This is a genomic window from Gibbsiella greigii (genome assembly GCF_039540155.1).
GTDB classification, from domain to species: domain Bacteria; phylum Pseudomonadota; class Gammaproteobacteria; order Enterobacterales; family Enterobacteriaceae; genus Gibbsiella; species Gibbsiella quercinecans.
The window spans coordinates 191448-212660 of sequence record NZ_BAABEM010000004.1 but is presented as its reverse complement, the minus strand read 5'-3'; the positions used below and the strand labels follow the sequence as shown (position 1 = coordinate 212660).

Here is a 21213-nt window from a genome sequence, read left to right as displayed (position 1 = left end):
ATTGTCACTGTGTAAATCCCCTGCATCACGCGCATTAGCAAAAAGGCAGCATGCCTGCGTAGCGAAGAAGAGCGCGGGGGCGCAGGCAAAACCTGACATCCGGGGCTATACCTGGGCGTCAGGTTTTTTTGTTTTCAGCGGGCAACAACGCCGGGAAAAGCCATGAAGATCGCTAAGATACTAAATAATAACGTGGTGATTACGCTTGATGCGCATACGGAAGAAACGGTAGTAATGGGCTGCGGCATCGGCTTTAAAAAGAAAGTCGGCGACAGCGTAGATGAGAGCCTGATTGAAAAAGTCTTCACCCTGAACCAGGGGGAAGTGAGCGAGCATTTCAAACAGTTGCTGGCGGAGATCCCTTTAGCCTGCGTCACTACAGCGGATAAAATTATTACCCTCGCCCGCGAGCGCCTGCCGGGCAAGCTGCACAACATTGTTTACATCACCCTGACCGATCACATTCATTCCGCGCTGCAGCGCCATGAACAAGGGATTAATATCCGCAACGCGTTGCTATGGGATATCAAAAAGCTTTACCCGAATGAGTTCACGATCGGGCGGGAGGCGCTGGCGCTGATTGCCCAGCGGCTTGGCGCCACGCTGCCTGAAGATGAAGCAGGGTTTATCGCGTTGCACCTGGTCAACGCCCAGTTGAACGACGAAATGCAAAACACCTTGCATATCACCCGCGTGATGCAGGAAATCCTCAACATCGTCAAATACCATTTCCAATTTGATTACAACGAAGAAGCGTTAAGCTACCACCGCTTTGTTACCCACCTGAAGTTCTTCGCCCAACGCCTGTTGGGTAAAAACTACGTCGACAGCGCCGATGATTCGCTCTACCAGATGGTGAAAGAAAAATACCGCGCCTCGTTCGCCTGCGCCGGCAAAATCAACCAGCACATAGAGAAACACTACCAGCACCAGCTCACGACCGAGGAAATGCTGTTCCTGACGATTCATATTGAGCGGGTGCGCAGCGAAAGCGAAACGCCCGCCCCCGACGCCGGCTAAGCGGCGGCCGCTGGCCGTTTGCGCATCACCACACGCCCTGGCGCCCATCCCACCGCTGAACCCGCCGGGGAGAGAATGCGTTGGAAGAGGGCGATTTTTCACGGCTGATTGGTTATCATGCCGCCCTGCTTTTGATGAATCAGCGTGTAAAATGCACGCCCAGCCTGGGATAACAATATGCTGTGGTTTAAGAATTTGATGGTTTACCGTTTGAACAGCGACGTGGCGCTGAACGCGGATGAAATGGAAAAACAGCTCAGCGCCTTTTCGTTCACACCATGCGGTAGCCAGGATATGGCAAAAACGGGCTGGGTTTCCCCAATGGGCTCCCACAGCGACGCGCTGACCCATGCGGTCAACGGCCAGATCGTGATCTGCGCCCGCAAGGAAGAGAAAATCCTCCCCTCGCCGGTCATCAAGCAGGAACTGCAGGCCAAGATCGACAAGCTGGAAGGCGAGCAGCATCGCAAGCTGAAGAAAACCGAGAAAGACTCGCTGAAAGATGAAGTGCTGCATAGCCTGCTGCCGCGGGCCTTCAGCCGTTTCAACCAGACCTTTATGTGGATCGACACCGTCAACAACCTGATCATGGTCGATGCCGCTAGCGCCAAACGCGCCGAGGACACGCTGGCGCTGCTGCGCAAGAGCCTGGGTTCATTGCCGGTGGTGCCGCTGACCATGGAAAGCCCGATCGAACTGACGCTGACCGAATGGGTGCGTTCCGGCGAGCTACCGGCCGGTTTTATCATTCAGGATGAAGCCGAGCTGAAGGCGATACTGGAAGAAGGCGGCGTGATCCGCTGCAAAAAGCAAAACCTGATCAGCGACGAAATCGCGGTGCATATTGAAGCCGGCAAGCTGGTGACCAAGCTGGCGGTTGACTGGCAGGAGCGGATCCAACTGGTGATTGCCGACGACGGTTCGATTAAGCGCCTGAAGTTTGCCGATACGCTGCGCGATCAAAACGACGATATTGACCGCGACGACTTCGCCCAACGCTTTGACGCCGATTTTATTCTGATGACCAGCGAACTGGCGGCGTTGATCCAGAACCTGATTGAAGCCCTGGGCGGCGAAACCCAGCGCTAACTCAGCCAACGTGGGCCGGCGGCTTGCCAGCCCACGTTGCGGCGGTTACTGGAACCTTTCTGGCTTACTCACTCAGGTAGCGGCACAGATACGAGGTGGCTTCAGCCACCTGCAAATTGAATTCACTGTTGCCCGGCACCCGGAAGGATTCGCCGGCGTTAAACTCTTGCCACTCGGTGGCGCCCGGCAGCAACACATTCAGCGCGCCGCTGACGACCGTCATCTCTTCCGGCTTGCCAGTGCCAAAAGTGTATTCCCCTTTGGCCATCACCCCAACGCTTGCCAGGCCAATGCTATCGCTGTCAAAACCAATCGACTTCACTTTCCCGCCAAAATACTCATTTACATTCAGCATAACGCGTCCCGCTAATTATCTTTGTGGAACGGCCATATTGGGGGATTGAGCGCGCCCTGTCACTGGTTTTTCACGCACGAATAGCGCCAGGCCATAGCGAAAAATGCTATTGAAACCGCGGTGTTCAGGCAGGCATTGCGGCAGCGCTGGGGGAAAAGGCATGAAATCATCCCACGGCGGCCTGGGATAAGAAAATTTTATTGCGCGTTAAATCGAGGATTAGCGTTCAACCGCAGTTGAAGAGAACTATAGATTACGCAGAATGTAGAGCGCGATTGAAGCCTCAAACAGGATAATCAACAGCGCCCAAAAGGCCGGTAAGGCTTTGGCATGCTGGTGAAAAAACCGCTGAAGCGTTTTCATAGTCGATTTACCCGTCAGGCCCGCTGGCCCGTTGAACAACCTGATTGATGCAGGAGATGCAAGAACTGCCACGCTGTTGTTTACTTTACGCGCCACCCTCCGCGGGCGCAAGCAGGCGAACCGGCACGAAGCCGGTTCAAGAGGAAAAACACCATGGATTGGCCGCGGCGGCCGGGGAAGTTACTTTACCGTCTCGCGCTGTAGCACGGCCAGGATCTGCGCCACCACCTGCGCCGGATGGGTAGTGCCATCCATAACGTGGTGGGCGGCTTCCTGATACAGCGCTTCACGCGCAGCCAGTACGTCACGCATTTCTTCTGCAATCGGCCGGCCTGTCAGCGTTGGGCGCTGTGCATCTTGCGGGGAAACCTGCAGCCGCTGGGCCAATACCCCGGCAGGTGAACAAAGATAGATTACGGTGCCCTGCTGTTGCATAAAGCGGCGGTTCTCTTCCGCCAGAATCACGCCGCCGCCGGTGGCGATAACGGTGTGCGGTTGGGTAACCGCCTGCAGTGCGAGGGTTTCACGCTGACGAAAGCCTGGCCACCCCTCTTTCTCAACCATTTCCATCACACTCATCTGTGCGGTCTGCTGCATAAACAGATCGGTGTCGACAAAATGATAGCCCAGCGTCTGCGCCAGTGCGCGCCCCACGGTCGTTTTACCGGCTCCGCGCGCGCCTACCATGAAAATGGGTTGTGTCATGACGGGTTGTCCCTTGATTACGATGGCTTGAGCACAAGCCTGTACACCGCTTAACCAGTGCACGCTTCACTTGATGATATGGTTGCTGCATCATACCGTCATCAGCCTGTATTTCAATCTTTACAACGGCGTAAATACCACGGTTCGCGGGCCGGTGGGCGCTGAACAGCGCGCGGCCCGCAGAGCCCGGCGGCAAAACACGCCGCCGGTGGGGTTAGAAATCGACGCTGGCGCGCAGCACCACTTCGCGCGGCTCGCCGATGGCTACACGCAGGTTGTTGCCGCTGGACGGATAATAGGTTTTATCGAACAGGTTCTTCACGTTCAACTGCCATTTCACCCGGTAACCGTTAACCGGCATGGTATAGGCCGCAAATGCATCGGCGACGGTATAGTTGTCCAGATAGAAACTGTTCGCTGCATCCCCCGGCCGGCGGCCGACGTAACGCGCCCCCGCGCCCACACGCAGTTCATCGCCGCTGTACAGCCCGAGCGAACCCAGGTTTTGGGTCAGGAACAGCGAAGCGGTATGGCGCGCCACGTTGGTCATTTCCTTGCCCTTGTTGTCTGGATCGTCCACGACGCGCGCATCGGTATAGGCATAAGTACCGATAACGCTAAGAGAATCGGTAATATTGCCGGCAACGTCCAACTCCACGCCCTGTGAACGCACGCGCCCAGCGGTACGCGTAACCGTCTCGCCGCCCACCAGCTCACTGACCATCACGTTGCGCTTGGTGATATCGAATAGCGCCAGCGTACCGGTCACGCCGTTAGGCAGTTCAACCTTGCTGCCCACTTCCCAAGCCTTGCCCTGCTCCGGCGGCAACGCGCCGATCTGCGTGGCAATCGACGAGTTCGGTTTAAACGATTCGGTGTAGCTGCTGTAGAGCGAAACGTTCGGCGTCAGCTTGTACACCACGCCGGCACGCGGCACCAGCTTACTGTCAGAACTGTCGGCACCCACGACGAATGGCCGCCCTTTGCCGGCGTACACGTCAAAGGAGTCGTAACGCAGGCCGCCGATCAGCAACCATTTTTCATTCAGTTGGATTGAGTCCTGCATAAACCAACCGTAGCTGGTTAGGTTTTCACGCTGATCGCTGTCTGCGGCGCTCACCGCGGTGGAAGCCGGCATCAGGCCGTACACCGGATTATAGATATTAAAGTTGGTGTCGCGGGTGCCGCGGATCATATCGCCGCGGAAGGTACGGTTGTCTTCAAAATCAAAGCCGAACAGCATCTGGTGGTTAACGCTCCCCCAGTCCACATCGCCGTTCAGGGTCAGTTGCGCGGCATGTGCGCGGCTTACGGCGTGGGCCGTCGAATCCGCCTGGCGTGTCAGAACCCCGGTGGTTGGGTTGAGCGCGGTTGCTCGCGCCTGATTATCGCTATAGGCGTTGCGGTTATAGGAATAAGTTAATGAGGTTTTCCAATTCTCATTAAGCGTCTGATCGACCTGCAGCGTCACGCTGTCCTGATCGCCGCGCGTGGCGTTGTAGCTCTCGTCAAAACGGCGATCGCGCGGCGTATTGACCGGTTTGCCAGTGCGCGAATCGATAATGGTGCCGCGATCGAACGGCGTCAGGTATTCCATGTGCTCATAGGCCAGGCGCACCGTGGTGGTCTCGCCATACCACATCAACGATGGCGCGATCACGGTTTGGCGGTTGCGGCCAAAGTTACGCCAGTAATCGGTTTCGTCATGATCGACGATCATCCGGTAAGCAAAACCGGAGGTGCCGATCGGGCCGGTCACGTCCAACTGGCCGCCACCGCCGTTAAAGCTGCTGCCCCAGCCTTCCACATGAGTATGCTGCTGCAACTGCGGCTTTTTGGTGATCATGTTGATCATACCGCCGGGTTCCCCCATGCCATACAGCATGGAAGCCGGCCCTTTCAGCACTTCTACGCGCTCGGTGGTCGGCGTGAAGTTACGCGCCTGCACCGAACGGATGCCATCACGCAGGATCGAGCCGTCGCGGTTATCGCCAAAGCCGCGCTTCATTATCGCGTCCTGTGTTCCCCCCAAGGTGTTGGCCTGGGTAATACCGCTGACGTTATACAACGCCTCATCCAGATTGCTTACCGCCTGATCGGCGATCACCTGCTGCGGCACCACGTCAATCGCCTGCGGAACGTCCAGCAAACGGGTTTCACTGCGGGTGCCCGTTACGCTGGTGACCGGCTGATAACTTTGTGCCCCGGCTCCGTCTTTCTGGGCGGTAACCACCAGTTTTTCCTCTGTCTTTTGCTCTTCGCCGAACGCCGGCGACGAAACACAGACAGCCAGAGGTATTGCGCACCATAGGCGGCGCTTATCATTATTCATTTGTTAACTGACTCCAATAAGTCCCAGAAAAAGGCAATGGTAAGAATTGTTGGTAGAGCTGCTTGAACGTCTGTTCAGGATCAATATCGGCAAACAGCGCCGGGTAGAAGGCTTTGGCAAACATCTCTACCGCCACCACGTGGTAGGGGCTGAGATAAAAGTTGTGCCAGATACTCCAGGCTTTGTGGTCCTTCACGGCGCGCAGGTTGGCAAGCAAGGGCTGGTTTTGCATCAGTTGGTGGAAGCTTTCATCCGCCTCCTGTTGTATTACCTGCGGCCCCAGTAGCAGGCTGGAATAGCGTTTGCCTTGTGGCCCGGCCATCCCAGTGCCAATATAAATTTGTGGATTGGCGGCCAGGAGGGTTTCCGGGTTCAGCTCGCCATAAACCCCTTTAATGCTGGCATTGGCGATATTATCGCCGCCGGCGAACGCCACCAGATCGCCCAGATTGCCGTGGGCAGCCGTGGTGCAGCACGTCTCGCGCCGCCCCAGATGCAGGTGCAGAAACACGGTGGGCTTGCTGCCCTGATAACCGGCCAGCCGCTGCTGGACCACCGCCATATGCTGCTGATAGAACGCAATGAACTGCTCAGCCCGCTGCTGCCGGTTGAGCACTTCCCCCAGCAGGCGCACGCTGGGCACCGTGTTGTGCAGCAGATCTACCCGCAGATCGACGTAAACCACCGGGATATTGGCGCGCATTAACCCTTTGAGCAGCATGTCGCTGTCGCCCTCTTCGCGCGCAAAGCGCGGCAGAATGACCAGATCGGGGCGCAGTTGCAGCAGGCTTTCTGTATTAATCTGGCGCAGATTGCCCGGGCTAATTAATGGGATCTGTTTAATTGCAGGGAATTTTTCGGTGTAAAGCTGCCAGCTTTGCGCATCATAACGCGCCAGATCACCCGGCCAACCGACGACCCGCTGCGCCGGGTTCCCCGGCTCCAGCAGCGCCAGCGTATACAGCATGCGGCTTTCCCCTAAAACAATACGCTGCGGATTGTCCGGCACATTGACCTGGCGGCCCAGAATATCGGTAACGGTTTTCGCCTGTACGTTGATTACAGCGAATAGCAGGGAAAAGAGGCATAAAATGAGGGGATTTCGCATGATTTATATCAATAAGAAAAATTTTGCGCATAATAATCATTCATATTAACGCTTTCAATAAGCGGCAATCTTAAACCGATTTAGAAAGTTAAAAAAACGCAATATGCAGTGGTAAAGCGGAAGAAATAGCGGGAAAACGGGAGAAAAAGATGCCGCAACGCATTGTGCCCCTGGCCGACGTTCCCCAGTTTATTGACGTTTGCGCCGCCTGGGCGTTTGAACAATGGGGTTCGCAACACGGCGGTACGCTGGAACAGGCGCGCCAGCGCTTTCGGCTGTGCGCGCGGCAAAGCGCCGATCATGCCACGCTGCTGATGGTGGCCGGCCCTACTCCACTGGCGATGGCCAGCCTGTGGCCCAGCGACGATCATCAGCGCATGCCCCCTTCACCCTGGCTGACGGGGCTGTTTGTCCACCCGAACTATCGGCGGCAGGGCATTGCGCAATGCCTGACGCAGGCTATCGAACGCCTGGCGCGGCAACGGCATCACCCGGCGTTATTTCTGAAAACGGATTCAGCGGAAATGCTCTATGCCCGTTGGGGCTGGCAGGCGATCGAACGCCGTACGCAAGCTGGCGGCAACGTCGTGATCATGGTCAAACGCCTTTAATCGGGGTGCAAACGTACACCAGCGCCGGTGGGAAGTTGCGCACCACGCGCAGCTTTTTCCAATAAAAATAACGCGACAGCAATTTCTCAGACAGTGGGCTGTATTGGAATAGCACCAATACCCCCGCCCGTGCATTTAGCCTGGCCTGCGCCTGCTGCAAAATGCGCATACTGACTTTTACCGGCATCGACAGCAGCGGCAGGCAGGAGAAAATCACGTCATAGTCCTGGCGCAGTTGCTCTGCGGAATGCGCCATCACCCGCAGGCGGCGCTCGTCAATCTGGCGCAGTTGGCGCACAAAGCCGGGTTGGATTTCGTAGGCGTCCAACATCGCATCCGCACGCATACGGGCCAGAATACGCTTGGTCAATACCCCATCGGCGGCGCCCAACTCTGCAATCGACAAGGCGCGGGTCCATTCCACCTGATTGAGCATCGCCTGGCAAAGCCAGGGGGAGGAAGGCATTAAGGTGCCAACGGTGCGAGGTGCTGCCATAAACTGCTGGATATAGGAAAAATGGTTCTTCAACTGCAGCCGCGTCGCATTTAACATTCGAGCCTCCTCTGGTTGGAAGTCTCTAATCTGAGCCGAAATTCTTAGCGTTTCATTAAAATAAATCCGAAAGCGGCCCAAACAGTTGTAATAAAATGCAACAGGCATATTTTAGACAGAAAGAAACGGCTGCAATAATAACCCTCGGGCTGTCTAACGTTAACCGTGCCGGGTATTATTCACAACCGTTTTATACCCTTCATACTTCAAGTTGCAGGTGTGTTGGCTTTATTATTCGGCCCATCCTTGGGTCTCGCCCCAAAGGGGCCGTTGCCAACAGCGTTCAAATCTGCTCCCGGCCGATTTGAACGCTGCGTTGCCGCATGATTCGGCCACACGGCCTCACCCCTTCGGGGCCAGCGCTAGCGCTGTTCAAAAACGCTTTTGCGTTTTTGTCCTGCAACTCGAATTATTTTGGGTATATATTATGGCGGGTTGTTAATAGCGAGGGAAATACCTTCCCTGATTTATTAACGATAAATTTCCGCATTGCCGCGCCAATTACTGGAATCCCCTGGGGTATCTACCCCAATGACGCGATAATAGGAAGCGCCGTCTTGCGCTGCTTTCTCTCTCAGCATATGGATTGCATCATCGGTAGAACCGGTGATGCCGGAAACAGAAACAACCCCGATACTTTGCAGGTTACGCGCCTGTTCGCTATCAACCTGCTTTGGCGATAAAGACGCCGCGAGGCTGGAGAAGGAGGCTGTCGCGAACACAACGGCGGCGATGGTAGGTAATAATTTCATAATCGGCTCCTATTTTTCTGGCTGACTAAACGTCAGTGATATTAATTATTAACCAGCCAATGAAAACCGACGTCATTCAATGTAAAGAACATCAATTATTGTGAGAGAAATAAGGAGAAAATACGTCAAACCTGCCAGCGGGAGAAACCCACAGGCGAAATAATATAATTATTCAACGGGTAACATTTATCGGCAAAGATTGATCATCGCTGGGAAACAATTTATTTTCCCTGGATATTATAACATAGCAGCGGGCAGCCGCGATGGCTGCCCGTTGGCGCTTACCCCTTACTGGCGGTAATCATCATGATGTCCGTGGAAAACGAACCGTCCGGTTGGATAGCGAAATGGTTAATTACCTCTTGCGAAGACCCCTGCTGCAGCGCGCGAATCGCCGTTACAAAGTGCTCCGGCGTGCGCATCCTCGCCACCCAACTGCTAAATTCCAGCAACAAACGGTCTGCCGTCACACCGCTGATGGTAAGCCCGGCTTCGGTAAACATGCTCAGCCATTCACCCGGCGAGTAATCACGCACGTGTGAGGTGTCGCGCAGCACCTCAACCGTTTGCAGGTAAACATCCAGCAACGGGTGCCCCGGCGATACCACATCCATCAGCACCACTTTGCCGCCTGGCTTCAGCACACGTTTCACTTCACGCAGCGCCTGGCCGACATCATGCCAATGGTGGGCGGAGTAGCGGCTGATCACAATATCAAAACTGGCATCGTCGAACGGCAAGGATTCAGCCACGCCCTGCTGCTGCACAATGTTGCCTAACCCTTTTTCCGCCGCAGCCTGGCGCACCACCTCCAGCATCTGGGCAGACAGATCGTATGCCACTACCTGTGCCGCACTGGCCGCGGCGGTGAAACTGGCATGCCCGGCGCCGCAGCCCAGATCAAGCACGCGCCCGCCCGGCTCGGCTGCCAGCAGCGCAGCCAGGCGCTGCAGATCTTTCCCCTGCGCATGCACCGCGCTGGTCAGATAGGCGCCGGCCTGTTCCCCGAACTGGCGATCGACCGCGTTTTTATGGCTGTTACTGGTGCTCATGTTTGCTTCCCCTGTTTTAATGGTGTGTAAACACTATAATCGGGGGATTATACGGGTACAATATAACCAGTTATCCTAGTATGAATAGGTACTACCCTCATGCCAACAGACGCTTTATCCGGCCCCAAGGCCCTGGGCGCGTTTTTACGCGCACACCGTGAACGTATTACGCCGGAGATGCTCGGCCTGCCCAGCGCGCCCCGGCGCCGTACCAGCGGGCTGCGCCGCGAAGAGCTGGCGCAAATCAGCGGCATCAGCGCCACCTGGTATACCTGGATTGAACAAGGGCGCGATGTCTCCATCTCCCCAGAGACCCTGGCGCGTATTGCGCAAGCGCTGCGCCTGGGGCCGGCCGAACGCCACTATCTGTTTACCTTGGCGCGCATGGCCGATCCAGCTCAGGAACAGCAGCACGAAACCACCAACGACGCGCTGCTGCAAAGCGTGCAGCAGATCGCCGTGCCCAGTTACCTGTTGGGCAACACCTGGAATATTGTGGCCTGGAACGGGCAGGCCGAGCAGTTGTTCTGCGGCTGGCTCGATCGTGCCGATACGCCGAACCTGCTGCACTTTATGTTTTTCCATCCGTTGGCAAAAACCCTGGTAAGCAGTTGGGATGAGCGCGCCAAACGTATTGTGGCCGAGTTTCGCGCCGAAACCAGCCACCACCAAGGCACCGAAGAGATGCGTGCGTTTGTGCGCCACATGACGCAGAACAGCGAAGCCTTTAACCACTGGTGGCAACAGCACGATGTGATGGCGCGCGAAGGCGGCGAACGAGAGTTTATTCACGCCCGTCAAGGCCGGTTGCGCTTTCGGCAAATGACCTTCCACCCGGCGGAAAACAGCGGGTTGAAACTGGTGATGTTAATCCCGCTGCCGTAACTGGTAACAAATTCACAAATAGCTTTACCTACGTGCGATTTATCACGCCGCATGAACGCGCTAGGGTGGACGTTATCCATGATGATTTTCATCACGTGATTTGCATCTTCGCGAGGTTAACTTATGCAAACGGAAGAACAACGCCTTATCGATGGTCTGTTTAGCCGCCTGAAAGACACAGAGCAAAAAACAGGCCCGCGGGATCGCCAGGCTGAACAGCAAATTAGCCAATATATCCGCGCACAGCCGGCCGCCCCGTATTATATGGCGCAAGCGCTGATCATTCAGGAAGCGGCGCTGAAGCAAATGGATCAACGGGTGAAAGCGCTGGAAAACCAGGTGGCGCAGCTGCAGCAAAATAATGCCGGCCAGCAGAGCAGCGGCGGCTTTCTGGCCGGGCTGTTCGGCGGCGGTAACCGTGCGCCCCAGGCGCCGCAACCAACCCAGCCAAATAACGCGGGCTGGGGCAACCCACAATACAGCCAGCCGCAGGCCGCACCTTCCCGGGCGGCGGGTTTCCTTGGCGGCGCGTTACAAACCGCGGCGGGTGTGGCCGGCGGCGTGATGCTGGCCGACATGCTGACCGGTATGTTCCACCATGCCCAACCGGAAGAAATCGTTAACATCATCAATGAAACCCCGGCTGATAACAGCGCGATGCAGCAATTTGACGCCGCCAACAATCTGGATACGTTCAATAATGGCGATGCGGGGTTCCAGCAGGCGGATTATTCAAACAACGATGATTTGACCGATGACGGCTTCGATAACGGCTTCAACGATGACGACGGTTCATTTCTTTGATGTGAGCGGCGTAGCGCCAAAAAGGTCAGAGGGGGAATAAAGGGTGTTCGGCGCGCAGGGTATGGGCTTTGCCGCTGGCATCTATCAATGTGAAAACTTACGCAAGGGCAACAAACAGCAATAACGCGGCCCAGCCGGCGCAAAACGCTGGCAAAATGCCGATAATTAGCAGGTGGCAGCGCTCAGGGCTGCTGTGCGGTCTCCGCGCCGTCGATTTTCGCCAGCGCCTGCCGATAGATTTTCACCTTCCGCCGTTTGCGCAGCCAGGTGACGGCTGAAACCACAAACACCGTGCCGGACATCGCCAAAACGTCAACTGGATGGCCATAAAACACCATCAAAATAAAATAAACCGCAGAAACAATCGCCACCCACTTTGCCATATTCCCCACCGCGTTCTTTTCGTTGCTAAGCCGGCGGATAGACTCTTCTTCACTGATGCCCATACATACTCCTTGTTGGCTGAACAGGCTATTATATTGGGCCGGTCTGTTGATATTTCAATCACTTTTAAGGTAAAGATGCGTAAATATCGCGTTTTTCCCCCGGTATTTCATTCAGTTGCCTATGCAGGGTGACAGGCAGTGCTAGCGACGCTGGCCAGCACTGGCAGGCGCTGTATGCCGCCGGCAGAAAAAACGTTGCAAATAAAGATGTTGGCTATACTGGTGAAATAACGTTACCCAGACGTAACGACTTAAGGACGAAGGAAAAACGATGCTGGTAGAAATCGTAAAATGGCTGTTCCAATTGCCCGGCAGGTTGGCTGGAGGGATCTTCAAAAATCGCCTGACGATTTTTATTTTCTTTATGCTGCTGGCGGCCGTGCTGTTCGGCATCAAGCACTACCTTCGCGCGCCCCAGCCCAGCGACGAACTGGCCGCCGCGCCATTACGCCATTACGCCATTACGCGTGAGTTGCCGCACCGTGAAGCGCGTGAACACTGCGACGGGCCGCTGCAGGATAACAACGGTCAACCCTGGCCGAGCGCCCCCGGCTACCTGCACCACCCCATGCGCCAGGCCGGCGCCAATGCGCAGTCGTTGACGTTGGATAATCAACACAACAACTTCCCCGTGGTGGTGAAACTGGAACCTCAGAACGCGCCACAGCAATCGGCCGAGGTTTTCATTCCCGCCAGCGGCCGTTTCAATATAAAAATCACGCCAGCGCAGGAATATGTGGTGAAAATCAAGGATATTAACAGCGGCTGTTTTTTCCAGTCCCCGCCCGTTACCCTGGATAAAACGCCGCAGCAGCGGCTTTCCCTGCAACTGGCGGCGGCGGAGGGAATACCGTTCCACCCGATCGGCAACGGCGGGTTTTAACTGCGGCTATTTTTTCACCGGTTGATCGCGGCGGAACAGCGCCCAGCTGTCGAGCGATTCACCGTTTGGCAACGTGCAAATACTGTACTGCCCTTGGTCATTTGTTTTGGCGGAGAGCGTACCGCCAATTTGCGTACAATAAACGTCTGCGGGGTTCGCCATGCCGATCGTCGCCCGCGGCGGCGGCGGTGCTTCGCGGTTTGGCGCACGGCTGCACCCTGGCAGCAATGTAACGGCCGCCAACAGCGGCAGGCAGTAGGCGGCAATCGCGCGCCGCGCGGGGGAAATGCGTGAAGGAACCAACGTTTTATTCATGTTGCCCACCTTGGCTAAAAGCGTCTGAATTACCGGCGCGGCGGCCGCGCCGTCCATTATCAGGAAATAAAAGCTTTGCCCTGCTGTAATACCAGATCGCAGGCTTTTTGTTTCACTTTCTCTGTCAGTTGCGAACTGCCCAGGCTGTTGAGATCCACACTCTTGCCTTCGCGGGTCTGCAACAGGCCACCCAGCCCTTGCTGGTAATCCTGGCTATTGGCGTTTTCGCTGCTGCTGATGCCCAGCTTACCCAACAGTTTGTCTTTGACCGTTTCGGTGCTGCTTTGCGACAGCACGTTGTTCTTCACACAATATTGCAGAACGCCGGCGGCATTGGTCATGCTGCCAGAACTCAATGCGTTATTGCCGCCGTTCAGCAGGCCGGTTAATGAAGACAGAGAGGTACTGCTGCTATCGCTGCTGCCTGATTTGCTCAACTCACCCGCCGCACTGCTGAGGGAATCCATCAGGCCAGCCGCCTGGGCGGCGCCGCAGCCCATGGTTGCGCTCAATGCCAGCGCCAGCAATACACGATATTTGTTGCTCATAATGCGAAAACTCCTGTTTTTTCTTCATGATAACGGCCAAAAATCAGCGTTATACGTTAAAAGCCAAATAATCCTATTAAGCGCTATATGGACGCCCACCACGCCGACAAGTTCCTTTTATCTTGGCCAACGCAGTATTTTAGGAATAGAGGAAGAAAATATCAGGCGATATCACAGGGGCCGTGTTACCAGCCCCTGCTGGATTAAAACTGCCAGCGCAGCCACGCGAAGAATACGTTGCCGTTATTGTATGTGCCCGGAATATACGTGGCCTGAAAGGTCAACCGCTTATAGCCGATAGAAGCCAACGGCAGCGGCGCCGGGATCGGAATATAGTCCCAGTTATGGCGCGCGGTAACACTGGTGGTAAAGCCTAACCCCAGCCGAAAATCCTTATCATCCAGCGGGCGCCAGATTTTCTCATAGGCATAGCCGCCAATCGGTTCCCATTTATTGAAGGAATCCTTGAATGCCATGATATAAATACCGTGCCAATCACCGTCCTGATCGAAACGCGAAATACCATAGCCTGCGCCCCAGGGCCGCTCATTGTACTTGTCGATCTTTTCCTGATCGTAGGTCCAACGGTTATGCCAGGTAATCGCCGGCAGGTATACGTCATGATTCGGCGAGTTGTTCCAGGTTTCCGCCACATTGCTTTTGAAGCGTTGCCACAACCCCGGATTCTCCGTCTGCTGCACGTTGCCATTTTCTGCACCAACCTCGGCATGAGAAGGCAGTGCAGGAAATATCAACGCCAGGGAGCAAGCCAAAAGTGTCCGTTTAAAAAACATCATAGAACTCCTGCATAAATTAAGGCCGGGGATTCTTACCGATCGTATGGAGAATATCAAGAACTGTATTTTCTTTATCCAGCGACTTTTATCACTTGTTGACGGTCTATTAAGTTTAGTTATCGCCAGAGGCATGAATATCAACGGCCTATCCCCGTCATACTGCACGTTGCAGGCATGCGGGTGGTTACTCGATCCCAGCCGGCTGACATCGTGTGATATTAGGTATGGCTTCACCTGGCGGCATGTGCAATATCTCGGGTGTCAGCGATTCTGCCCATATCCGGTACCGCGCTCTATCAGAAAAAACCTATACTCGAAATAATTTGCAGGATAACGGGCAAAACCAACGCGTTTATGACAAAAGTTTAGCGCACCACCAGCAGGCGGGTAATTTTAATGCCGGCAGATATATACACGTCATCCTTCAAGCTGCCGCTTTGTTGGCTGCGTTCAGCAACCCCGGCCACCGAGTTATCTATGCTCCCGGGGATTTCTTCGCTTGCCGCCTCGAGGCACCTTGAATGATTTTGTGTAAAGTAGCGGCTACAACGCGCAGGCGTATATACTCGTCATACTTCAAGTTGCAGGTGTGTTGGCTTTCCTCACTCACCCCAGTCACTTACCAGAGTAAGCTCCTGGGGATTCGCTGCGTCGCCGCCTTCCTGCAACTCGAATTATTTAGCGTATGGCAGGGGCAATATTTTAATTTTGGGAGACGGGAATGATGGTTGTTGGGCCATTTATCAATGCGGCGGCAATTATGCTGGGCGGCATCGCCGGCGCCGTACTGAGCAACAAACTGCCGGAGCGGGTGCGCCTGGCGTTGCCTTTAACATTCGGCATTGCCTCAATGGGCATGGGCGTGGTGCTGATTGTCAAAGTTGCGCACATGCCGGTTATGGTACTTTCCCTGGTGCTTGGCGCCCTGATTGGCGAGCTTTGCTACATTGAGCGCGGCATTGGTCGCCTTGCCGGTTGGGCACGCGGGCTTATCGCTCCGCGTTCATCCGCGCGCTCTGCGCCGGCCGGCGGCCAACAGGAGTTTTTGGACGCGTTCGTCGCCATTGTGGTGCTGTTTTGCGCCAGCGGCACCGGCATTTTCGGATCGATGCACGAAGGCATGACCGGCGATGCCAGCGTGCTGATAGCCAAATCGTTTCTCGATCTGTTCACCGCCACCATTTTCGCCGCCTCGCTGGGGATCGCCGTGGCGCTGATCGCCATTCCCCAAATGGCGATCCAACTGCTGCTGGCATTCGGCGCCGTGTTTATTCTGCCGCTCACCACCGCCGCCATGCAGGCGGATTTCTCTGCCGTTGGCGGGCTGATGATGCTGGCGACCGGGCTACGCATCTGCGGCATCAAACTGTTCCCGGTGGCGAACATGCTGCCAGCGCTGGTGCTGGCGATGCCCATTTCAGCGCTGTGGTCAGCCTTCTTTTAGCCGGCTATTGCGCCCTGGCCAGGCAGCGCTGGTAGCGCTCGTCCACCCGCTTGGCAAACCAGGCGGTGGTCAGTTTGCGGGTGATTTTCGGGCTTTCCAACGAGATGCCTGGCAGTATCGCCCGCGGCAGCGTTTTCCCGGCAGTCTTATCCGCCTGCGCATACACCCGCTGGTAGAGCGTAGTGTCTTCAAACGCCTGTTCATTGCCCTTTTCCAACGCACGACGGATCGCCGAATCGCTCATCGCTAGGCGCTTGCCCAACGAGCGCACCGCCAGTTCGGTTGAACCGGGCTTGTCCGTGCCGTAATTGATCACATCGCCGTCCAACGCCAGCGGGATGCCGCTCAGGCGGCTGACCGCGCTTTGGAAAGCGGCATTGCGGCTGGCGTACCAACCGGCGTTGAAATCGGCAAAGCGATAAATCGGTTGGCTGTAATCAGCCGGGTAGCCAAGCAAGTGCATAATGCCGAAATACATGCCGCCGCGGCGGCTGAACACTTCATGGCGAATAGAGCCGTTGATGGCGTAGGGGTAGCCTTTGGCGTGCGCCTCGGCGAACGCAATGCTAACCTGCATCGGCCCGCCGGTGCGCACCGGGTTCAGGCGGCCAAACAGCTTCTGCCCCATCGGCACCATATCGATGAAGTCATCAAAGATCTCGCTCAGCTCTTTTTCGCTACGCACTTTGTCCAAACGTTCGCTGTAGCTTTTGCCGTTTGGCGATGTGATCAACAACGCGGTGTGCACTAAAAACGGCGGAATATGCATTTGGCCGGCACGGCGATCGATCTCTTGCCAGGCGATTTTCGCCAGCCCCGGCACCTGCGGGTTAGCCTGGAAGGTGGACTCCTGCTCGGTAACGGCCAATACCGCGCACAGGTTCTCATTGCTGGCAGGGATACCCTGCGCCACAAAGGCGGCGGTAATGTCAGTGGCCCAGCCCTGGCGATCGCTGGCATTTGCCGGCAGCAGCCGGCCTAATTGCGCTTTAACGTCCGCCGGGCGCGGCGCTGGCGCCTCGGGGGCTTTGCTGGTACAGCCGGCCAGCGCCAGCAACGCGGCCAGCACGTAGCCACGCGGCGCAAAAAAACGGTAATGTGGCATTTTTTCCCTGAAGATCATTGAATAGACTGCGGTGACGTTATCCCAGCCGGGCATTATGATCCAGCCCGCACGGCGGAAAAACACCTGCCGGCCATGTTAATCATCGGCAATAAGATGTATTTTATATGAATCTTATCAATCATCACCAGGCCGAAACCGGCGCCACATCAGGGGAAAACCCATGGAAACACTACTCTGCTATAAAACCATGCCGCAATGGGACAACGCCACGCTGCCCGCGGCTTTCCGCCAAAAGCACAACACGCAGGCCGGCACCTGGGCCAGGCTGCGGGTACTGCGCGGCACGCTGGATTTTGCGCTGATGACCGAAGCCGGGGAAACCACCCAAACCCTGCAGTTCACCCCGGAAAGCCAGCCGCCGTTCGTGGAGCCGCAGCAATGGCACCGCATCGTTTCCTGCTCCGCCGATATGCTCTGCCAACTGGCGTTTTACTGCAGCGCGGAAGACTACTACCAGAAAAAATACGGCCTGACGCGCACCCACTCTGAAGTTATTGCTGCCGCCGAGCAGATCGCCCCCGGCAACGCGTTGGATCTGGGCTGCGGCAGCGGGCGCAACGCACTGTATCTGAACCTGAAAGGCTTCGACATAACCGCCTGGGATAAAAACCCACTGAGCATCGCCACGCTCAATGGCATTATCGATCAAGAAAGGCTGAGCAACATCACCGCCGCCGAGCGGGATCTCAACAGCCTGCGCCTTAGCGGCCAGTACGATTTTATTCTCTCGACGGTAGTGATGATGTTCCTGGAACCCGCCACCATACCGCGCCTGCTGCTGGACATGCAGGCCAGCACCGTGCCCGGCGGCTATAACCTGATCGTCGCCGCAATGGATACCCCTGACTACCCGTGCCCGCTGCCATTCCCGTTCACCTTTAAGCCCAGCGAGCTGAAAAACGCCTACCAGGGCTGGGATATCATCAAATACAACGAGGACGTGGGCGCCTTGCATAAAACCGATGCCGAAGGCAACCGTATCCGCCTGCGCTTCGCCACCCTGCTGGCGCGGAAATAACGCCCGCGATTGCATTCCCGCGGCCCATCGGCGCGGGAAATCCCCCTAGCCCGCACGGTTACCGGTCATAAAACCGACCATCTCCCCTTCATCAAGCTGCTCCCGCGGCAGATCGGCGACGATCCGCCTGCTATACATGATCAGGCAGCGATCCACCAGCGCCTGCAATTCGGCCAGATCCGTGGAATACACCAGCACCGCCCCGCCTTTAGCGGCAAAGCGATTGATCGCCTGGTAGATGATCTCTTTGGTGCCCACGTCAACGCCACGGGTGGGATCAAACAGTAGCAGCGTTTCTGCGCCAGTCAGCAGCGCACGGGCAATCAACGCCTTTTGCTGATTGCCGCCGGAAAGGTTGCTGATTTTGAAGTTCAAATAACGCTCGCTCAATTCCACTTCGGGCGCAACGCCGTGGATCGATCGTCGCTCGCGATCGCCGAAAATCAGCCCCACGCGGGCAAAACGTTGCAAAACCGGTTGGGTGACATTTGCCGCCGTCGAGAGCGTGGGGAAAATCCCCTCGCTTTTACGATCCTCGGCCACAAAGGCGATGCCGCCATGTTTATGCAACGCGTCGCGCGGGTTACGTAGCGTAACTTCATGATCCTGCAACAGCATTTGCCCGCCCTGCGGGCGCATCAGGCCCGCCAGCGTGCGGAACAGTTCGCGCTGGCCCTGCCCCTCCAGGCCGGCCACACCGAGGATCTCACCTTTAAACAGTTGGAAAGACACATCGCGGAAATTTTGCCCGCACAGATCGTTGGCCACCAGCGCCTCCTGCTGCCGCTGCGGCGCCACCCGCGTGGCGGCCTGGCCGCGCGCAGAGCGCCGGCCCACCATCATTTCAAAGATATCGCCATTGGTGACCTGCGCCAGTTGCACCGTCGAGATGGTTTTGCCGCTGCGCAGTACCGTGGCATGGCTGGCGATCGCACGGATCTCGGCCAGACGGTGGGAAATATACAGCACCGCGGTGCCCATCGCCGTCAGGCGACGAATCAAGGCAAACAGCCAGTCCACATCGGCCAACGCGCCGGTCGGCTCATCCAGGATCAGCAGCCGCGGGCGGTAATGCATGGCCCGCACGATCTCGATCCGCTGGCGCGCTGCCAGGGAAAGGCTGTCGACGCTGGCGCCGGCCGGGATATCAAACACATTGTGATCCGCCAGGATCTGCTCCGCCTGGCTCAACATCCGTTTGGGGGAACTAAAGACGATCTGCTGCTTCAATGACTTCGGCAGAAAAAAGTTCTGCGCCACGCTCAGGTTGGGCAACAGACTAAGCTCCTGAAAGGCGGTGCTGACGCCGGTATGGCGCGCCTGCACCAACGAGCGCGGCGTGTAGGCCTTACCCTCCAGCGTGATGCTGCCGGCGTTGGGCGCCACTACGCCGGACAAGATTTTCACCAGCGTCGATTTTCCCGCCCCGTTCTCCCCCAAAATCGCCTGAACCTGCCCTGGCGCAATGTGCATTGAGACACTTTCCAGCGCCACGGTCGCCCCATAGGATTTGGCGACCGCCGAAAGCTGCATACCTTCTGACATCAGTTGTTGCATGGTCGGGTACCTCCTTCTCGGTGGTGACCGGCACCACCGGGATATGGGGATCAGGGTTGAACGGTCGGCTGCACTTTGGTCAGCTTGTACTGATCCGGTGCCGCCTGGCAGCGTTCGCAGTTAATGCCCGGCTCATCCGCCGCTTTAACGATCTCCGCCGGCAACGGTTGGATGGTGGTGCCCGGCGTCGGGATGCCTTTCAGCGCCGAATCCAGCGAGATCTCGGGCAGGTATTGCGGATGGTAGATTTCAGTGGAGAAACCTTCCGGCACCAGATTTTTTTCAAACACGTTGCAGCCATTGGCGATGGTGCCGCCCTGGCAGAGTTTGATCTGATCGGCGGTGACCCACGGCAATGGATATTCGATATTGGTGGGCTCCAGCTTGCGCTTGCCGGTAAGCACTTCCATCATCAGCTTGAAAGCATAACCGGCAGTAGCGGGCGGTGAACCGGCGGAAACGCCGTTCAGACCGCGCTGGCGATAATCGGCGTTGAGGAAGCCCAGACGGAAACCGTTCATGTTTTCGCCCATGATCGGCATCATGCGGCCTTTACGATCGGCCACCGCGTTCAGCACGCCGGCCTCGCCCAGTTCCGACCAGATACCGTCAACATCCGGGTGCGCCGCCAGCGCTTTGGCGGTTTCACGCTGGCTGATGCGATCGTCCCAGTAGCCGTAGTATTCGGACACCACCTGGATCTGCGGGTATTTCGAGAAGATATGCATGGCGCCGTCATAGTGGCGCTTATCGACCGATGTGCCCGGCACGCCGCGGTTCATAAATATCTTCCCTTTGCCGCCGAGCTGATTAACCAATTCCTGCGCCATATTCTCGCCGGCGCCGGCGGAAATATAACTCACGTTGTAGGCGCATTTTTCCGTTACCGTGGAGTCAAACATGAAGAACTTCACCCCCTGGCTGCAACCGCGCCGCACCACCCGGTTGAGCGCGGTGGGTGAAATCGGGAAGCTGATAATGCCGTCGGCTTTAGCCGCTATCATGCTTTCATAAGCCGATATTTGCGCCTGCGGATCGGTGCCGGAAATAACCTCGGTCAATTCGACCATTTTGTCGTAAGGCGGCGTTTTCGCCAGCGACTTGATGATATTGGCGGTTTCACTCATCCAGTTATTCCCGCTATAGCTTAAACTCAGGTAGATTTTATATTTCTTTGGTTCTTCCTCGGCGTGCGCCGCTGAAAAATAACCCAGTAACCCCAGCGTGAGGGCGGCCGCGGCCGCACATCTTTTAAGACGTGTATGCAGAAACATAATTAACTCCTAATATTCACCCGTTATACATCAAGCATTAAGCACGCGCGGATCCCGCCGGGCCGCTGCCGGAAATATATTGGATTGCACTGTTATTGTGAATGAAACAACGTCGTTTTATTAACGCGTAAATATACCCTTCATACTTCAAGCTGCAGGTGTGTTGGCTTTCCTCG

At 56.3% G+C, this 21213-nt stretch carries 22 protein-coding genes; 8 read left to right on the top strand and 14 right to left on the bottom strand.

Translation table 11 applies throughout. The annotated features are described in order from the left end of the window. The first annotated feature begins 162 nt into the window (after positions 1–162). Positions 163–1020 (top strand): Bg1G family transcriptional antiterminator, encoded by an 858-nt coding sequence (gene licT / locus AC559G_RS01900; protein WP_498910878.1) that lies wholly within the window; start codon positions 163–165, stop codon positions 1018–1020. A 177-nt stretch (positions 1021–1197) separates the two neighbouring features. Continuing rightward, on the top strand, positions 1198–2109 hold the full coding sequence (gene rdgC, locus AC559G_RS01895; protein ID WP_438599506.1) for a recombination-associated protein RdgC: 912 nt from the start codon (positions 1198–1200) through the stop codon (positions 2107–2109). 64 nt (positions 2110–2173) lie between these two features. On the opposite strand, the gene ppnP is transcribed toward rdgC, so the two are convergent. From ppnP to AC559G_RS01875, 4 genes are all read right to left on the bottom strand, one after another. Next, the gene (ppnP, locus tag AC559G_RS01890) at positions 2174–2464 is read right to left on the bottom strand and encodes a pyrimidine/purine nucleoside phosphorylase (protein WP_438599505.1); all 291 of its coding nucleotides are present in this window, start codon (positions 2462–2464) and stop codon (positions 2174–2176) included. A gap of 543 nt (positions 2465–3007) precedes the next feature. Beyond that, positions 3008–3532: a shikimate kinase gene (gene aroL / locus AC559G_RS01885; protein WP_498910875.1), complete on the bottom strand. Its 525-nt coding sequence runs from the start codon at positions 3530–3532 to the stop codon at positions 3008–3010. 214 nt (positions 3533–3746) lie between these two features. Beyond that, entirely contained in the window at positions 3747–5864 is a 2118-nt protein-coding gene (locus AC559G_RS01880) for a TonB-dependent siderophore receptor (protein ID WP_438599503.1), read from the bottom strand. Continuing rightward, complete coding sequence (locus AC559G_RS01875; RefSeq protein ID WP_498910873.1) at positions 5857–6972, bottom strand: ABC transporter substrate-binding protein; 1116 nt, start codon at positions 6970–6972, stop codon at positions 5857–5859. The genes AC559G_RS01880 and AC559G_RS01875 overlap by 8 nt, the downstream gene beginning before the upstream one ends. Positions 6973–7121: 149 nt before the next feature. On the opposite strand from AC559G_RS01875, the gene AC559G_RS01870 reads away from it, so the two are divergent. Continuing rightward, positions 7122–7583 carry a GNAT family N-acetyltransferase gene (locus AC559G_RS01870; RefSeq protein ID WP_498910871.1) on the top strand — a complete coding sequence of 154 codons (462 nt, stop codon included), beginning with the start codon at positions 7122–7124 and terminating at the stop codon, positions 7581–7583. Here AC559G_RS01870 and AC559G_RS01865 read toward each other — a convergent pair. The 3 genes from AC559G_RS01865 to AC559G_RS01855 form a co-directional block, all read right to left on the bottom strand. After that, complete coding sequence (locus tag AC559G_RS01865) at positions 7570–8136, bottom strand: class I SAM-dependent methyltransferase (protein ID WP_438599500.1); 567 nt, start codon at positions 8134–8136, stop codon at positions 7570–7572. The two genes, AC559G_RS01870 and AC559G_RS01865, sit on opposite strands and share 14 nt — an antisense overlap. A 470-nt stretch (positions 8137–8606) precedes the next feature. After that, entirely contained in the window at positions 8607–8888 is a 282-nt protein-coding gene (locus AC559G_RS01860) for a YdgH/BhsA/McbA-like domain containing protein (protein ID WP_438599499.1), read from the bottom strand. 281 nt (positions 8889–9169) lie between these two features. Then, positions 9170–9940 (bottom strand): class I SAM-dependent methyltransferase, encoded by a 771-nt coding sequence (locus AC559G_RS01855; protein ID WP_498910868.1) that lies wholly within the window; start codon positions 9938–9940, stop codon positions 9170–9172. A 99-nt stretch (positions 9941–10039) separates the two neighbouring features. On the opposite strand from AC559G_RS01855, the gene AC559G_RS01850 reads away from it, so the two are divergent. Next, positions 10040–10825 carry a helix-turn-helix transcriptional regulator gene (locus tag AC559G_RS01850; RefSeq protein ID WP_498910866.1) on the top strand — a complete coding sequence of 262 codons (786 nt, stop codon included), beginning with the start codon at positions 10040–10042 and terminating at the stop codon, positions 10823–10825. A 123-nt stretch (positions 10826–10948) separates the two neighbouring features. Further along, entirely contained in the window at positions 10949–11629 is a 681-nt protein-coding gene (locus tag AC559G_RS01845; RefSeq protein WP_498910864.1) for a DUF2076 domain-containing protein, read from the top strand. Between the two features lie 182 nt (positions 11630–11811). On the opposite strand, the gene AC559G_RS01840 is transcribed toward AC559G_RS01845, so the two are convergent. Continuing rightward, the gene (locus tag AC559G_RS01840) at positions 11812–12075 is read right to left on the bottom strand and encodes an ABC transporter ATP-binding protein (RefSeq protein ID WP_498910862.1); all 264 of its coding nucleotides are present in this window, start codon (positions 12073–12075) and stop codon (positions 11812–11814) included. A gap of 271 nt (positions 12076–12346) precedes the next feature. Between AC559G_RS01840 and AC559G_RS01835 the strand changes: the two genes are divergently transcribed. Then, positions 12347–12958 (top strand): hypothetical protein, encoded by a 612-nt coding sequence (locus AC559G_RS01835; RefSeq protein ID WP_498910860.1) that lies wholly within the window; start codon positions 12347–12349, stop codon positions 12956–12958. Positions 12959–12964: 6 nt separating this feature from the next. Here AC559G_RS01835 and AC559G_RS01830 read toward each other — a convergent pair whose 3' ends face one another. The 3 genes from AC559G_RS01830 to pagP all read right to left on the bottom strand — a co-directional run bounded on the left by AC559G_RS01830 (position 12965) and on the right by pagP (position 14618). Beyond that, positions 12965–13273: a putative hemolysin gene (locus AC559G_RS01830; RefSeq protein WP_498910858.1), complete on the bottom strand. Its 309-nt coding sequence runs from the start codon at positions 13271–13273 to the stop codon at positions 12965–12967. Between the two features lie 59 nt (positions 13274–13332). Then, the gene (locus tag AC559G_RS01825; protein ID WP_498910856.1) at positions 13333–13821 is read right to left on the bottom strand and encodes a YjjA family protein; all 489 of its coding nucleotides are present in this window, start codon (positions 13819–13821) and stop codon (positions 13333–13335) included. Between the two features lie 203 nt (positions 13822–14024). Further along, complete coding sequence (gene pagP / locus AC559G_RS01820; RefSeq protein ID WP_498910854.1) at positions 14025–14618, bottom strand: lipid IV(A) palmitoyltransferase PagP; 594 nt, start codon at positions 14616–14618, stop codon at positions 14025–14027. A gap of 724 nt (positions 14619–15342) precedes the next feature. Here pagP and AC559G_RS01815 point away from each other — a divergent pair. Further along, positions 15343–16062 (top strand): DUF554 domain-containing protein, encoded by a 720-nt coding sequence (locus AC559G_RS01815; protein ID WP_498910899.1) that lies wholly within the window; start codon positions 15343–15345, stop codon positions 16060–16062. Between the two features lie 4 nt (positions 16063–16066). Here AC559G_RS01815 and AC559G_RS01810 read toward each other — a convergent pair whose 3' ends face one another. Then, positions 16067–17167 carry a DUF1615 domain-containing protein gene (locus tag AC559G_RS01810; protein WP_498910852.1) on the bottom strand — a complete coding sequence of 367 codons (1101 nt, stop codon included), beginning with the start codon at positions 17165–17167 and terminating at the stop codon, positions 16067–16069. A 181-nt stretch (positions 17168–17348) separates the two neighbouring features. On the opposite strand from AC559G_RS01810, the gene tehB reads away from it, so the two are divergent. Beyond that, positions 17349–18206 (top strand): SAM-dependent methyltransferase TehB, encoded by an 858-nt coding sequence (gene tehB, locus AC559G_RS01805; protein WP_498910850.1) that lies wholly within the window; start codon positions 17349–17351, stop codon positions 18204–18206. Between the two features lie 45 nt (positions 18207–18251). Here tehB and AC559G_RS01800 read toward each other — a convergent pair whose 3' ends face one another. Both AC559G_RS01800 and AC559G_RS01795 read right to left on the bottom strand, forming a co-directional pair. Then, positions 18252–19763 (bottom strand): sugar ABC transporter ATP-binding protein, encoded by a 1512-nt coding sequence (locus tag AC559G_RS01800; protein WP_498910848.1) that lies wholly within the window; start codon positions 19761–19763, stop codon positions 18252–18254. 50 nt (positions 19764–19813) lie between these two features. After that, the gene (locus tag AC559G_RS01795; protein ID WP_438598698.1) at positions 19814–21037 is read right to left on the bottom strand and encodes a sugar ABC transporter substrate-binding protein; all 1224 of its coding nucleotides are present in this window, start codon (positions 21035–21037) and stop codon (positions 19814–19816) included. Positions 21038–21213 lie beyond the last annotated feature (176 nt).